12 protein-coding genes are annotated in these 14,500 nt (G+C 43.1%); 5 read left to right on the top strand and 7 right to left on the bottom strand.

The features are described from left to right. Nucleotides 1-33 precede the first annotated feature (33 nt). Nucleotides 34-294, bottom strand: a complete 261-nt coding sequence (locus OCU28_RS11500) for a BufA1 family periplasmic bufferin-type metallophore (RefSeq protein ID WP_261816286.1) — start codon at nt 292-294, stop codon at nt 34-36. Between the two features lie 267 nt (nt 295-561). Here OCU28_RS11500 and uvrD point away from each other — a divergent pair, with 267 nt between their 5' ends. Next, nucleotides 562-2,733, top strand: coding sequence for a DNA helicase II (gene uvrD / locus OCU28_RS11495; protein ID WP_261816285.1), 2,172 nt, complete (start codon nt 562-564; stop codon nt 2,731-2,733). A 775-nt stretch (nt 2,734-3,508) separates the two neighbouring features. Here the strand turns inward: uvrD and ggt are convergent. The 3 genes from ggt to rarD all read right to left on the bottom strand — a co-directional run bounded on the left by ggt (nt 3,509) and on the right by rarD (nt 6,898). Further along, nucleotides 3,509-5,269: a gamma-glutamyltransferase gene (gene ggt, locus OCU28_RS11490; RefSeq protein ID WP_261816284.1), complete on the bottom strand. Its 1,761-nt coding sequence runs from the start codon at nt 5,267-5,269 to the stop codon at nt 3,509-3,511. A gap of 73 nt (nt 5,270-5,342) precedes the next feature. Next, nucleotides 5,343-6,002, bottom strand: a complete 660-nt coding sequence (locus tag OCU28_RS11485) for a LysE family translocator (RefSeq protein WP_261816283.1) — start codon at nt 6,000-6,002, stop codon at nt 5,343-5,345. Beyond that, on the bottom strand, nt 5,999-6,898 hold the full coding sequence (rarD, locus tag OCU28_RS11480) for an EamA family transporter RarD (protein WP_261816282.1): 900 nt from the start codon (nt 6,896-6,898) through the stop codon (nt 5,999-6,001). Before rarD ends, OCU28_RS11485 begins: the two co-directional genes overlap by 4 nt. A 133-nt stretch (nt 6,899-7,031) precedes the next feature. Between rarD and recQ the strand changes: the two genes are divergently transcribed. From recQ to OCU28_RS11465, 3 genes are all read left to right on the top strand, one after another. Beyond that, nucleotides 7,032-8,855, top strand: a complete 1,824-nt coding sequence (gene recQ, locus OCU28_RS11475; RefSeq protein ID WP_261816281.1) for an ATP-dependent DNA helicase RecQ — start codon at nt 7,032-7,034, stop codon at nt 8,853-8,855. Continuing rightward, nucleotides 8,848-9,144, top strand: a complete 297-nt coding sequence (locus tag OCU28_RS11470) for a DUF3630 family protein (protein WP_261816280.1) — start codon at nt 8,848-8,850, stop codon at nt 9,142-9,144. The genes recQ and OCU28_RS11470 overlap by 8 nt, the downstream gene beginning before the upstream one ends. Before the next feature lie 170 nt (nt 9,145-9,314). After that, nucleotides 9,315-9,986, top strand: a complete 672-nt coding sequence (locus tag OCU28_RS11465; RefSeq protein ID WP_261816279.1) for a 7-cyano-7-deazaguanine/7-aminomethyl-7-deazaguanine transporter — start codon at nt 9,315-9,317, stop codon at nt 9,984-9,986. Nucleotides 9,987-10,022: 36 nt separating this feature from the next. On the opposite strand, the gene OCU28_RS11460 is transcribed toward OCU28_RS11465, so the two are convergent. From OCU28_RS11460 to rhlB, 3 genes are read right to left on the bottom strand one after another with little or no spacing between them, the layout of a single operon-like run. Beyond that, nucleotides 10,023-10,991, bottom strand: a complete 969-nt coding sequence (locus OCU28_RS11460) for a glycosyl transferase family protein (RefSeq protein WP_261816278.1) — start codon at nt 10,989-10,991, stop codon at nt 10,023-10,025. 58 nt (nt 10,992-11,049) lie between these two features. After that, nucleotides 11,050-12,534, bottom strand: a complete 1,485-nt coding sequence (gene gppA / locus OCU28_RS11455) for a guanosine-5'-triphosphate,3'-diphosphate diphosphatase (protein ID WP_261816277.1) — start codon at nt 12,532-12,534, stop codon at nt 11,050-11,052. 7 nt (nt 12,535-12,541) lie between these two features. Then, entirely contained in the window at nt 12,542-13,837 is a 1,296-nt protein-coding gene (gene rhlB / locus OCU28_RS11450) for an ATP-dependent RNA helicase RhlB (RefSeq protein ID WP_261816276.1), read from the bottom strand. Between the two features lie 111 nt (nt 13,838-13,948). Between rhlB and trxA the strand changes: the two genes are divergently transcribed. Continuing rightward, nucleotides 13,949-14,275 (top strand): thioredoxin TrxA, encoded by a 327-nt coding sequence (trxA, locus tag OCU28_RS11445; protein WP_261816275.1) that lies wholly within the window; start codon nt 13,949-13,951, stop codon nt 14,273-14,275. Nucleotides 14,276-14,500: the final 225 nt, after the last annotated feature.

Raw genomic sequence — 14,500 nt, 5'->3', positions numbered from 1 at the left:
ACCGAAGTCTCCTGCAACTTGGTGAAGAGTGAACTAAGCAGAGGTTGTACTCCCACCGGCTAACTTACCGCACAGACCTTTAGGTACAACTACGAAGGCATCTTTTTGGTTATCTTCTTTTGCTGTACCGGCACACGAACTGGTTTTAGTTGCGCAATCATTACTACCCGCTTTTGCAACGCCGTAGCATTTTTCTTTATCAGCGGCTACCGCGGGAGCGGATGCGAGCATAGTGCCACCTAGCGCAAGTAAACTAGAAATAGCGGCTGTAACTGCAAGGTTAGATTTTTTCATGATTAAGTCCTCTAATGTAATCCTTGTTTAATTCACAATCATCAAGTGTTGTTAACAAACTGTTGCGATTGCTTATTGAATAGGAGACGGTTTTTGTGAAAAATCTTTCAAATAAATGAATAAAATATTCATTTTCTAGCTAAGTGATTGTTTATGATTGGTTTGTTTTTTGATCTGTTTGAATAGTGAAGCATTAGTGCAAGTGGCTTTAAAGAGGTATACTTTCAATTAATGTATAAATGATCAGTAGCTAGTTGGGTAGATAAGATGGATGCATCACTGTTAGTAGATGGCTTAAATGACAAGCAACGAGAAGCGGTTGCCGCTCCTTTGAGTAACCTTTTGGTTCTGGCGGGTGCTGGTAGTGGTAAAACACGAGTCTTGGTTCATCGTATTGCATGGTTAATCGCGGTAGAAAGTGCATCACCGTTTTCTATTATGTCGGTAACCTTTACCAATAAAGCAGCAGCAGAGATGCGAGGTCGTATTGAAGATCTGATGCAAGGGTCAGCATCCGGTATGTGGAATGGAACATTCCATGGGATCTGTCACCGCATTCTTCGAGCTCATCACTTGGATGCCAAACTACCAGAGGATTTCCAGATCCTGGACTCTGAAGATCAGATTCGCCTTTTACGCCGCTTGATTAAGGCTCAAAATCTAGATGAAAAACAGTGGCCAGCTAAACAAGCGTCATGGTGGATTAATGGCAAAAAAGATGAAGGGTTACGACCATCCCATATTGATAGCTACCATGACCCTGTTACCCAAACCTGGCTTAGAATTTACTCTGTATATCAAGAGGCATGCGATAGAGCTGGTTTAGTCGATTTTGCTGAAATTCTTTTACGTTGCCATGAGCTATTAAGAGATAAAAAGCATATTCGTGAACATTATCAAGCACGCTTTAAGCATATATTGGTCGATGAATTTCAAGATACCAACAACATTCAATATGCTTGGTTGAGAATGATGACCGGCAATGAAACCCGCGTCATGATAGTTGGAGATGATGACCAGTCTATTTATGGTTGGCGTGGCGCTAAGATAGAGAATATACAGCGATTTTTAAATGAGTATTCACAGGCTTCTACAATACGTCTAGAGCAAAACTATCGCTCTACAAAGAATATCTTGAATGCAGCCAACCATTTAATTTCCAATAACTTGGAACGCATGGGCAAAGAGCTTTGGACTGAGGGGAAAGAAGGCGATCCTATCGCTATTTATTCTGCTTACAATGAACTGGATGAGTCGCGCTTTGTCGTGAGTAAGATTAAAGAGTGGCAAGATGAAGGTGGAGCTCTCACTGATTCGGCAATCTTGTATCGAAACAATGCTCAATCTCGTGTGGTTGAGGAGGCGTTGATTCAAGCTGGTCTACCGTATCGTATTTATGGTGGTATGCGATTCTTCGAACGCCAAGAGATCAAAGACGCACTTGGTTATCTTCGATTAATGAGTAACCGCAATGATGATGCGGCATTTGAGCGAGTGGTGAATACGCCAACTCGAGGGCTTGGAGATAAAACCCTTGAAACAATTCGTTTTGCAGCAAGAGACCGTGGGGCAACATTGTGGCAAACCAGTACTCAATTACTAGAGGAAAAAGTTTTTGCTGGCAGAGCGGCAGGAGCCTTGAGTCGTTTTGTGGAGCTGATCGATGCTCTAGAAGATGATACGGCCTCAATGGATTTACATAAGCAAACGGACCATGTGATAAAAGCATCGGGCTTATTTGTTATGTATCAGCAAGAAAAGGGTGAAAAAGCTCAGGCTAGGATAGAGAACTTAGAAGAGCTGGTAACAGCAACTCGTCAATTCGATAAACCTGAAGAAGCCGATGAAATGAGTGACCTGACGGCATTCTTGACCCATGCAGCCCTAGAGTCGGGTGAAGGGCAAGCTGATGAGTTTGATGATGCGGTACAACTAATGACTCTACATAGCGCAAAAGGCTTAGAGTTTCCTTTGGTGTTTATGGTTGGCGTTGAGGAAGGCATGTTTCCAAGCCAAATGTCAGTTGAGGATGCTGGACGCTTAGAAGAAGAGCGCCGTCTTTGTTATGTTGGTATGACACGAGCAATGCAAAAACTGTATATGACTTATGCTGAGATGCGTCGACTCTATGGACAAGATAAGTTCCATAAGCCTTCGCGTTTTATCAAAGAGTTGCCTCCAGTTTGTGTGCAAGAGGTTCGCATGAAAGCGCAAGTAAGTCGTTCAATGAGTAGTGGACGATTTAGCCAGTCAGTAAAAAAAGAGAACTTTAACGAAACAGGCTACACCCTTGGGCAGCGGGTTAAGCATCCTAAGTTTGGCGAGGGTACTATTATTAATTTTGAAGGAAGTGGTGCTCAGAGTCGGGTTCAGGTTGCCTTTAACGGTGAAGGTATCAAGTGGCTAGTTACTCAATACGCAAAACTTGAGAAGTTATAGCTTGATTAAACCCTAGTGAAGACTGGGGTTTTCTATATTGGAGAGTGTAGAAGTCTCTGATGTACCGTGGTCGGCTATCTGCCATAAGAATTAACCAATAACCCAGTCGCAATATGATGCAGTGCTAATAATGCAGAATTGGGGGCATAAGTTAAACTACATAAAGAAAAACCCCGATAGGCCGAGGCCCATCGGGGTTATAGTCTTACTCGCAGCAATCCGGCTACTAATAAGTGCTCCCTGCATCAATTCCATGATAGTGTGCTGTAATCCGTCAGCTTATTCCTTTGCTCGCCATCCTAGCGGTGTCCATTGACCTTATCCTGGTCTGCCAACAATCCTCGTTAGCGCGCTTCACTTGTTCCTTGAGCGGTGTCCCTTACATCATCCTGATGTTAGTTCCTTCCTCATCCTAGAGGTGTCCATTGCGGTTCCTTGCTAGTAACCATCCTAGTTACTATTGAGTCCATTCAATGTCCAGTTTGCTTTCCTTGCCGACCATTCATCCTGAATGCCCGTATCTTCATCCTGAAGATTACCAAATCCTTGGTTTTCCTTTCCTATGTCAGTTTCCTTCCGACAGGGTTAATAATACGTTCTCTTGATTTATAAACAATCTATGTCGGTTAAATTAATCTTTGTTACGGATGTTTGATGTGCGGTTAACTCTTAATTATCAATGGTTTATGAGATTTGTTGTGATATGGCTTATCGTTATTGCCTCTGTTTACCTACATGCTTGTGAGATATATCTCACAAACATGGTTAATGATCACTAATCTCCACCCATTTGATCTCGACCAATTGCGGTACCTTCACGACGAGGATCGGCGGCTCCGGTGAGATTATGCTCTATTTTTATGACATGTATGCCAGAGTTGAGATCTCTAATGTTGGTTTTGTAGCCCCATTTTTCGAATTGGGGGGCAAATCGCAATGCAGATGTATCTTGCTCAATATCAAATACACCATAACGATTTGAGATATTTGGTAGTTGCAACGTATCGCTTAGCTCCATTTTCCAATTTAGGTGGGCAATTAAGGCTTGTGCAACATAGCCAATGATATAACTCCCCCCAGGAGAGCCGATCGCAAGATAAGGCTTACCTTGGCTCAGTACAATGGTGGGGGACATGGATGATCGAGGTCGTTTACCGGGAGATATATGATTAGCAATCAATTTGCCATTCTGATGATGCTTAAATGAAAAGTCAGTCAGTTGGTTGTTGAGTAAGAAACCCTTAACCATAATACGTGACCCAAACACGTTCTCTATGCTACTCGTCATACTAATAACGTTGCCATCACTATCAATGATATTGAAATGAGTCGTCGAAGGGAGTTTCAGTGATTGGTCGCTGGCATAGGCTAACCGCTTAGACCATGGTGGTTGACCAGCCCCGGTTTGTTTTTGTTTTTTATTCGGTGTAATTAGTGCTGATCGCTTATTTAGATAGTTAGTGCTTACTAGCCCGTTGATAGGCACTGCTACGTAGTCTGAATCTGCAACGTAGAGATTACGGTCGGCAAAAGCGAGGCGTGTGGCGTCGGCTATAATCTGATAGCTAGTGGCATCCTCTGGACCAAATTTCTTACCTAGATGGGGCTCTGTAAGTTTCATTATTTGTGCGACTGTAACCCCCCCTGAGCTTGGTGGTCCCATACCACAAACCTCATATTCGAGATAATCAACACATATTGGAGGGCGCTCTATAACCCTATATTGAGAGAGATCTTGGGTCGATAATGTACCCGGTTTTACGGGATGATTAGCGACTGCTTTAACGATGCTATCCGCAATATCCCCTTGATAAAAAGCATTTTCACCATAGGTGGCCAAAAGCTTTAGGGTCTCTGCATATTGTGGATTTTTTAATACCTCACCTTGTCTTTTTGGTGAGCCATTTGGGTTGAGGAAATAGGACTTAGTCGCTGGATAGTTCGCCAGTCGAAGTTTGTCACCTTCAATCAACTTAGCTAATCGAGGGCTAATCTCAAACCCTTGCTCTGCCAATTCGATTATAGGTTCAATCAGGCGTGGCCATTTTAGTTTTCCGTGTTGCTGGTGGAACTCCCATAACAGTTTAACGATGCCAGGAGTCCCTACTGACATGCCACTTACCACTACATCATAGAAAGGGAGAGCCTCACCACTCTCATCCAAAAACTGATTAGGCTTAATCGCTCTAGGGGCAGTTTCGCGAGCGTCAAAGCTGGTAAGTTGCTGTTTTTGGTTATCCCAATACAACATAAACCCACCGCCACCAATTCCCGAAGATTGTGGTTCGACAAGGCCTAATACCAGCTGTACTACGACCAAGGCATCAGCCGCATTTCCACCGTTATTCAGTACATTGGCAGCATATTGTGTCGCTATAGGGTGAGCGGCGGTCACCATCCAATCACGGCTAGTAACTTGACCTTTTGGTTGCCAACCAGTGGAGGATTCTGGTGAGAATTTTTCGCTAGTTTGGTTAGCGGATACAGAGAAAGAGAGTATGAACCCGCTACATAACAAGGTGAAATATTTGAACATGAGTAGACCACACTTTTATCAATGGATTGAAAAAGCGTGGCACTAAGCGATAGAAAATCAAATCTAAGCTCAATTATTTCCAGATTAGGGTCAGGGCCTCAAATACGATGACACCACCAACTAGGGTTAATACAAAGCAGCAAATCGAGTCGATATAGATACTGGCGTTAAGTATCTTTTGCTGTACTCGCTGTGTGGAAAGCGCCCATGCCAAAAGAGAAAACCAAAACAAGGAAAGAGACCATAGAATGAATAATGCGATTAGCTTCCCGTGCAGAGACATAGTCGCGGGTACTAGGCTAGACATTAGACTAATAAAGAAAACCAAGGCTTTAGGATTGAAAAGGTTGGTGGTTAGTCCGCGCAAGAATGCCTGTTTTTTGTTACCGATAATTCTATTTTCAGTGGGCGTAGTACTCGATGCTGTAGGTTGCTTGAGTCGGGTAAGTATCCCTTTAATACCACTGAGGCCGATATACAATAAATAGCTACCGCCCAGTATTTCGACGATAAAAAACAGTGCAGGGCTAGAATGCACCAGATAACTGATACCCGTTAAGCTCAGTATAGAGTGGATTAAGATACCGGTAGACAGGCCGAAAGCGATCGCAAGTCCAGTCTCTCGGCCATGGCGAGTTGAGTTTTGTACCACTAACGCAAAGTCTGGGCCTGGGCTCATAAGAGCAACAAAGTGTACCGTTGCCAAAGTAACTAAGGTGGTAAATTCATTCATTTTCTATTGTCCTTAGAGAACTTCACGCTTTCGAGAGTGAATACTATTAGTGCTGCCCATATGAATATAAAGGTGCTGGCTTTGTTTAAACTGAACTGTTCGCCATATAAGGTAATAGCAAGGATAAACATCAGGCTTGGGCCTATATATTGAAAAAAGCCAAGAGTTGAGAGTTTTAATCGAGTGGCTGCGCCGGTGAAGCAGAGTAAAGGAGCTGTGGTGACTGCACCTGCTAGCATCAATAAAGCGTTAAGGTGCCATGAATTATGGAATAAATTAGAGGTTTCACTGTGAGTGAAAAAGCCCCAATAGGTGATGGCAATCGGCAGTAGCACAAGGGTTTCTATGAATAGGCCAGTTTGAGCATCTAGGTTAACCTTCTTACGAAGCAAGCCATAACCTGCAAAACTACAAGCTAAAGCAAATGAGATCGAAGGGATAGATCCAAATGCGATGAGCTCTATTATGACCCCAACAAATGCCAGAGCAACAGCTATCCATTGTACAGGACGAAGCCGTTCATTAAGAAATACCATGCCGAGTATGACGTTAATAATGGGGTTAATGTAATAACCTAGGCTTGCTTCAAGCATGTGATTCGAGTTAACAGCCCAAATGAATATCAGCCAATTCCCCCCAATCAATATTGAAGATATAAGCAGATAAAAGCTCTTGGTCTTATCCTTTAATACGCTTCGAAAGCTATGCCACCCTTGCCCAAAGTGAATCAAGCCCGCTAACAGAAAGAAGGACCAGACAATACGATGAATTAATATCTCAACTGCTGGTACAGCGGATAGCATCTTAAAATAGATGGGGGCAATTCCCCACATGGTGTAGGCAGCAAGGGCGAAAATAACGCCTTGTCGAGTGCGGTGCTGAGTTTGATTGTCCATGATAGGGTATTTGTAGATGCAAAAATGCGAGTATAAAGAGGGTGTTGCAATTGAGCTAGTAAAATGAGTTTTCAACACCAAATAACCCCTTTACAATGTCTGGCTCATTCGCCCATTAGGTTCATCATCTTAAATGCCATCTCAAGCCTCACAACTTGCCAATACTTATTCTCCTCAGACAGTGTTAGAGGATGTGTTTGGTTATGGGTCATTTAGAGAGGGACAAAAAGAAGTTATTGATGCATCTTTAGCTGGGCAGGATTCATTGGTCATTATGCCCACCGGTGGTGGTAAGTCTCTTTGCTATCAAGTGCCCATGTTAACAGCCCCCGGTATTGGGGTAGTTATCTCGCCACTAATTTCGCTGATGAAAGACCAGGTTGATCAGCTTAAAGCGAATGGTGTTGCCGCTGAATGTGTCAATTCAAGCATGAGTCGTGAAGCTCTAATTTCGGTTTATAGTCGCTTAAACTCTGGGGCGCTTAAGATCATTTATGTATCTCCCGAACGAGCCTTGATGAATGACTTTATAGATCGCTTGCAGCATCTTGAAGTGAATCTTGTCGCGATTGATGAAGCCCATTGTATTTCCCAGTGGGGGCACGATTTTAGGCCAGAATACTCATCACTAGGTAAGCTGAAACGAGCGTTTTCGCAGGTTCCGTTTATGGCACTGACAGCGACAGCGGATGATACGACTCGTCAAGATATCAACGAACGCCTACAGCTTATCGATCCGCTTATCTTTGTCGGAAGCTTTGATCGTCCCAATATTCGCTATAGCCTAGTTGAAAAAGCAAAACCTGTTTCTCAGGTGATTCGCTATCTTGCGACCCAAAAAGGGCAATGCGGTATTATTTATTGCGGTAGTCGCAAGAAGGTAGAGATGGTAACCGAGAAGCTGTGTAATGCGAATTACAGAGCGATGGGGTACCACGCTGGAATGGATGCTGATGAAAGAGCGTTTGTTCAAGAGTCTTTTCAAAAAGATGATATTCAGATAGTAGTAGCAACCGTTGCTTTCGGTATGGGAATCAACAAACCAAATGTGCGATTTGTTGTGCATTTTGATATCCCAAGAAATATTGAGTCTTATTACCAAGAAACTGGGCGTGCTGGGCGTGATGGTTTGCCAGCAGAGGCACTCACTCTTTATGATCCCTCTGATATAAATTGGCTACGCCGTATTTTAGATGAGAAAGAGGATGAACATCAAAAGCAGGTAGAGCTTCATAAACTGAATGCGATGAGCGCATTTGCTCAAGCCCAAACCTGTCGCCGCCAAGTTTTACTGCATTATTTTGGAGAGTATCGAGAGCATGCGTGCGGGAATTGCGATGTGTGTATTGATCCACCAAAGAGCTTTGATGCAACTGAGGCGGCGCAAAAAGCACTGTCATGCGTATATCGAGTTAAGCAAGGTTTTGGGATTGGCTATGTAACTGAGGTGTTGCGTGGCATGCAGAATATTCGTATTCGTGAAAATGGACACGATAAGTTATCTACCTATGGAATAGGGCGAGAGCATAGCCATGATTATTGGGTGAGTATTATGCGACAACTAGTACATAAAGGCTTGTTGTCACAGAATATTACTCGTAATTCAACATTACAGCTAACTCCAGAAGCAAGGCCAATTTTACGTGGTGAAGTAGGGTTAGAGCTGGCGGTTCCTCGTTTAGATACCATTAGCGCTAAGCCAGATAAAAACCTGAGTAAAAACTATGATAAAAAGCTATTTGCAAAACTGCGCAATCTGCGTAAAAAGCTAGCTGATGAGGCCGGTTTGCCGCCATATGTGGTATTTAGCGATGCCACTTTAATTGATATGGCTGATATTCTGCCAACATCGTATGGCGAAATGTTAGCGGTGAATGGTGTAGGGCAGCGCAAGCTTGATAAATACGCCGATGTCTTTTTAGACCTGATTCAGGAGCATATTACTGGCCATGTATAACTTTAAATTACAGGAATATTTTGCAGAAGATCTGCGTTTGACGATAGCTTTCCCACCATTTGATCATGATAGTTTTCCAGGGTTGGCTACGCATTTGGTTAATATGTTATCCGCTACGGTTGTAGAGAAACAACAAGATGCAGATTTACATACTTGGCTGCTCGACTTTGAAGGATGCCGATTGATGCTCAAAGGTGAGCATTATAGCGAGAGTGTTTGGTTAGAGTCTCTCGGTAATAATCAAGGCAAAGAAGAGATTGAGTTTATTGTACATCTTCTGCGGCGCTAAGGTTTCACATGAAACCTAGGTAAAAACCTAATATTGCACTCTACTACTGCTTATGTATAATTCTGAGCCCGCTATTTAGCGGGTTTTACTATTATTAATGGTGGAGATGTACCTTAGGGTACGGACTGCCAAATGGGTTCCCTCGCCCCCATCTATAAAAAAGGTACATAATGAACCGTTTTACCCCTGCGCAATTGCGCAAAGCACTGCTTATCCTCACCTCTTTCCACCTATTGATTATTGCGTCTAGCAATTATCTGGTGCAATTACCCTTTACAGTATTTGGTTTCCATACCACATGGGGAGCATTTACTTTTCCGTTTATCTTTTTAGCCACAGATTTAACGGTACGGATTTTTGGTGCTTCATTAGCTAGACGAATTATTTTCTTGGTTATGATTCCATCATTGTTAGTTTCGTATGTACTTTCGGTACTTTTCTATCAAGGCTCATTTCAAGGGTTCGCGCATTTAGCTGAATTTAATCTGTTTGTAGCACGTATTGCGATAGCGTCGTTTATGGCGTATTTGCTTGGTCAGATCTTAGATGTTCATGTCTTTAACCGCTTGCGTCAGATGAAGCAGTGGTGGATCGCACCTACATGCTCAACTCTATTTGGCAACGCACTGGATACTCTGGCGTTTTTTGCGATTGCTTTCTACAGCAGTCCCGATGCTTTTATGGCTCAACATTGGCAAGAGATAGCGTTAGTGGATTACAGCTTTAAGCTTGTGATCAGCTTAGGATTGTTTGTTCCTATGTACGGAGTGCTACTTAATTACTTAATCTCAAGGCTTACTTCTACCGCAAGCCAAGGAGATTCATGCATTAAGCAAGCATAGAGAAAAGGCCAACATTGTTGGCCTTTTTTATTGGAATTAGGAGCAGTAGCCACTCCATAATCGGTGCGCTTCTTGGTCTGCAAGGTGCTTATCTTTTAGCTGGCTAAATAGAACTACGGATAGTGTGGATACGACATGGTTTGCCATCAACACCTTGTCTTGCGGTGGTGTTTTTAGAGGGCAGTCTTTCGGTGTTATGAGGTTGGGGTTAAAGCTCTCATGCCAGTAATGCGAACGTAGACCATGTTCATCATGAGTCCATACCGTTTGGCTTACCTTAGGGTTATATTCAGACTCACCGGAAACACCCTTGAATGAGACTACGGAGCATTTTTCTGTGCCAATTTTTTCCTCGATATGTGCGTGTAACTCCTGGAATCCGGGATGGAAACTCCCTCGGATACCATAAGGAGCGCGACCAGGATTTAGACCTCGAACTACAGTATTAATTGGAGTGCGAAGCCCGTACCGTTTTTTCCAATTTAGCATTTTCTCTGCTTTGTGAGAGAAGTTAGAAAGTGGCAGATAGACGATGTTATCCTGCTGCAAAATGCTATTTGCATGTGTTGCATCCGTTGCGGTGCGTATATTTAAATGATGCAAAAAGTCTTTGGTATGGATACGAGGGGAGTCGATATCTAGGTGCCCATGTATTAATACTTTCCGTCCTTGGCGAGCGAGAATAGAAGCGGCGATTAGAGACCAAGGTAGATTTTGCTGTTGTCCATCAGTGGTAAGCTTACTCTTCTTGCCTGCATAGCAGGGCCAATCAATATCGGCTTTTAGCTGTGGAACCCGATGGCGCAGTGCGGTGGTAAAACCTGCTATTTCAGCTGGAGTCTCGTTGTTAACGCGGATTAACATTAGCAACATGGCCATTTGATCATCGTCGATCTTGTTGTCGAGGAATTGATCCATGACGGTGAGTGCTTGATCGTAACTTAGGGGCTTACGACCTCTTTCTCCTCTGCCAACACAGCGGATACATTCCAAGATAATGCTCATTGTTAACGTCCTTGTAGTCTAAAAAAACCCAGTAACAGTACTGGGTTTAATAATTTAATTATTGATAGCGAATGGATAGTGGCCAACCTATGTCGCTTTGTCGGTGCGCTTCTATCTCAAGCTCAGCTTTTGTCAGAGGGTTACACTTACACCAAGCTTTATCTAAGATCAAAATGAGTTCTCCATTTAGACTTATTATCTCTAGATGAGGCTGTAGGCTTGCATCTCTGCGGTGAGTAATGAGCACGGAAATTCTAAGCAGGCGTAAGATATTCTCAGCACTTTGCTGACTAACTGCAAATTGTTCAGGGAGGTGCGACAGTGTTTCTTTGTAGCGAGAGGTTATTTCAGCAAGTAGATTCTTTTGCGCACGAGTAAAGCCGGGCAAATCTAAGCTATTAAGCAAGTACGCATTATGTGCCCCTGCTTTTTTGTAGTCGATGGTCAGTCCTATTTCATGCAATTGAGTGGCCGCTGTTAATATAGCGATAGCAGCCGGCTCTAGCGTAGGCTTTATTCCAGACAGCTGCGCGAGTTGTAATGCCGCCTCACTTACTTGACCTGCATAGCGCGTATCTAATTGAAAGCGCTGTTGTAAGCTAGATATGGTTCGCGCTCGAATATCTTGTTGGTGGAGGTTATCCACCATTTGATAAACCATACCTTCCCGAAGAGCTCCTCCGGCCAAAGTCATTTCATCAATTTCAAGAGATTCAAATATCGCAAGTAGTATTGATAAGCCACTAGGGAACACCAGAGCTCGTTCTAAGGTTAACCCTTCAATCTCTAGTTCTTCAAGTACATCGGCACGCATAGCTTGTTGTTGTAATCGCTTCAGCTTTGAGTGGGTAATTACTTCATTCATTCCCTGGGCTAACATTATCTCTTGCAACGCTTGTACCGTTCCGCTGGCACCGACACACATGTCCCAGCCGAGGTCTTTATATTGTTGCAATACAGGCGAGAGAACTTGTTTTGCCGCAAAGATAGCTTGTTCAAAGTTGTTTGCAGTTAACTGACGATCGGCAAAGAATTGCTCTAACCAAGTAACGCAGCCCATAGATAGGCTGTTAAGTACTTTAGCGTCAAAGCCCTGTCCGATAATAAGTTCCGTGCTTGCACCACCAATATCAACGACTAAGCGTTTGCCTTTTCCTCCTGAAGTATGTGCAACACCACGATAGATGGTTGCTGCTTCTTCTTTACCTGAGATAACCTGAATCTCATGACCAAGAATCAGATTGGCTTTTTCTAGGAAGTCATCAATATTGGTTGCGACACGTAATGCCGCAGTACCTACGATACGAATATTCTGTGGAGGAATGTCTTGTAAGCGCTCAGCAAATAATGCAAGACAATCCCACCCCCTTTGCATCGCGTCCATACTTAATGCGCTATTTTGGTCCAAACCGGCGGCTAATCGAACTTTACGTTTGATTTTAGCCATCGTTCGGATGCTTCCATGCACATGTGTAACGACTAACATATGAAAGCTATTCGAGCCTAAGTCAATCGCTGCATATAAAGGAGATGAATCACTCATACTTGAATTAGCTGTTTCCTTGGTTATGACGAGGTCTGTGAGTGCGCTTACGTTTATTCGGTCCAGAGTTACGGCCTTGAGGTGATGAAGTACGACGAGTGCTACTTTTTAAGCGTATCGGCGTCGGTAGTTCTACCAATGCTTCTGCATCATATTCAGAGGCTGGAATTGCATGCTCAATATACTCTTCGATAGAAGGTAGATTTATTGCATAGTCTTCACAGGCAAAGCTAATCGAGTTACCTTTTTCACCAGCGCGGCCAGTACGACCAATACGGTGTACATAATCTTCTTTATCGTCAGGCAAATCGTAGTTAAATACGTGCGTAACTAAAGGAATGTGTAAGCCTCGAGCAGCAACATCAGTTGCGACAAGGATATCGAGGTCACCTTTAGTGAACTCTTCTAAAATACGCTCACGTTTCTTTTGAGGAATATCGCCAGTCAGTAGACCTACGCGATGTCCGTCTGCTGCAAGGTGTCCCCAAACAGATTCACATTTATATTTGGTGTTAGCAAAAATAATAGCTTTGTCTGGCCATTCTTCTTCAATTAACGTGAGAAGAAGAGCCATTTTATCTTCATTTGATGGTTGGAATAGCTCTTCTTTGATTAGTTGTGCTGTTTTGCGCTCAGGTTCGATAACAACATGTTCAGGGGTATTCATGTGTTCAAATGCTAACTCTTGAACTCGATAAGACAAGGTTGCAGAGAAAAGCATATTTAGTCGGTCACTTGGCTCTGGCATACGACGGAACAAGAAACGAATATCTTTAATGAAGCCCAAATCAAACATACGATCAGCTTCATCAAGAACTACAGCTTGTATGTAGTGCAAGTTAAATGCGCGTTGTTTGTGGAAATCGATGATGCGACCGGTAGTACCAATCAGGATATCGACGCCATTTTGGATTGCAGTAAGTTGCTTATCGTAGCTTTCGCCACCGTAAGCAAGGGCTGCTTTCAAACCCGTAGACGCAATCAATGATTCCGCATCGCGATGGATCTGAATTGCTAACTCACGAGTTGGTGCCATGATGATAGCGCGGGGTTGGTTTGGTTTACGACCTTCATCGACTGGGTTTTTCAGAAGGTAATCAAAGGTAGCAGTTAGGAAAGCCAATGTCTTTCCTGTACCCGTTTGGGCTTGTCCTGCAATGTCTTGGCCAGTGAGCACGACTGGCAACGCTAACGCTTGGATCGGAGTACAATACTCAAACCCTTTTGCATCTAATCCTGCGATTACTTGAGGATGTAGATCAAAGTCGGCGAATTTTTGCTCTGTGATGTGTGTCTTTTTCATGAACATAGAATATCAGCTTAAGCTTGCATTACGAAAGGAAATCCAGTCCAATAAGCAATCTTATTACTGATTATCGTCGAATCAGTGACAAAATATTAATTGGAGCTAATGATGAGCGATACGATTTTACAGCTTTCTGACGATGGATTTGAAAGTGATGTAATCAAAGCTGCCGGCCCTGTTCTTGTGGACTTTTGGGCAGAATGGTGTGGTCCTTGTAAAATGATCGCCCCAATCTTGAGTGAGATTGCAGGCGAATATGAAGGTAAGTTGACGATTGGTAAGTTAAATATCGACCATAACCCAGCGACCCCGCCTAAATTTGGTATCCGTGGTATTCCTACGCTACTACTATTTAAAGATGGTGAAGTTGCAGCAACTAAAGTTGGTGCGCTGTCTAAGACTCAACTAAAAGAGTTTTTAGACGCAAATCTTTAACAGCGTTTCATTTATAACCGTGTATTTTTTTCATACACGGTTTTGTTTTTCTCTCAAGCTAGACTAGGCTTGTTTTTAGTGCTAGTTTATTGCATGTAAATCATACAGTTTCTTTTCTTGGTCAATCCTGAGACTAAACCCTCTTCAACCAACACAAATAGATCTTATTTTGACTACTAAATCTAATACATCGAATACGACGGATTCAGCGATCGATAAATCGAC

The sequence above is a fragment of the Vibrio gallicus genome (assembly GCF_024346875.1).
Classification (GTDB): Bacteria; Pseudomonadota; Gammaproteobacteria; order Enterobacterales; family Vibrionaceae; genus Vibrio; species Vibrio gallicus.
The sequence above is the reverse complement of the archived record's forward strand: the minus strand, read 5'-3'. Positions and strand labels throughout refer to the sequence as shown.

Excerpts from the sequence above, each read along its gene's own strand:
- OCU28_RS11500 (WP_261816286.1), bottom strand. The coding sequence starts at position 294 with ATGAAAAAATCTAACCTTGCAGTTACAGCCGCTATTTCTAGTTTACTT.
- uvrD (WP_261816285.1), top strand. The coding sequence starts at position 562 with ATGGATGCATCACTGTTAGTAGATGGCTTAAATGACAAGCAACGAGAA.
- ggt (WP_261816284.1), bottom strand. The coding sequence starts at position 5,269 with ATGTTCAAATATTTCACCTTGTTATGTAGCGGGTTCATACTCTCTTTC.
- OCU28_RS11485 (WP_261816283.1), bottom strand. The coding sequence starts at position 6,002 with ATGAATGAATTTACCACCTTAGTTACTTTGGCAACGGTACACTTTGTT.
- rarD (WP_261816282.1), bottom strand. The coding sequence starts at position 6,898 with ATGGACAATCAAACTCAGCACCGCACTCGACAAGGCGTTATTTTCGCC.
- recQ (WP_261816281.1), top strand. The coding sequence starts at position 7,032 with ATGCCATCTCAAGCCTCACAACTTGCCAATACTTATTCTCCTCAGACA.
- OCU28_RS11470 (WP_261816280.1), top strand. The coding sequence starts at position 8,848 with ATGTATAACTTTAAATTACAGGAATATTTTGCAGAAGATCTGCGTTTG.
- OCU28_RS11465 (WP_261816279.1), top strand. The coding sequence starts at position 9,315 with ATGAACCGTTTTACCCCTGCGCAATTGCGCAAAGCACTGCTTATCCTC.
- OCU28_RS11460 (WP_261816278.1), bottom strand. The coding sequence starts at position 10,991 with ATGAGCATTATCTTGGAATGTATCCGCTGTGTTGGCAGAGGAGAAAGA.
- gppA (WP_261816277.1), bottom strand. The coding sequence starts at position 12,534 with ATGAGTGATTCATCTCCTTTATATGCAGCGATTGACTTAGGCTCGAAT.
- rhlB (WP_261816276.1), bottom strand. The coding sequence starts at position 13,837 with ATGAAAAAGACACACATCACAGAGCAAAAATTCGCCGACTTTGATCTA.
- trxA (WP_261816275.1), top strand. The coding sequence starts at position 13,949 with ATGAGCGATACGATTTTACAGCTTTCTGACGATGGATTTGAAAGTGAT.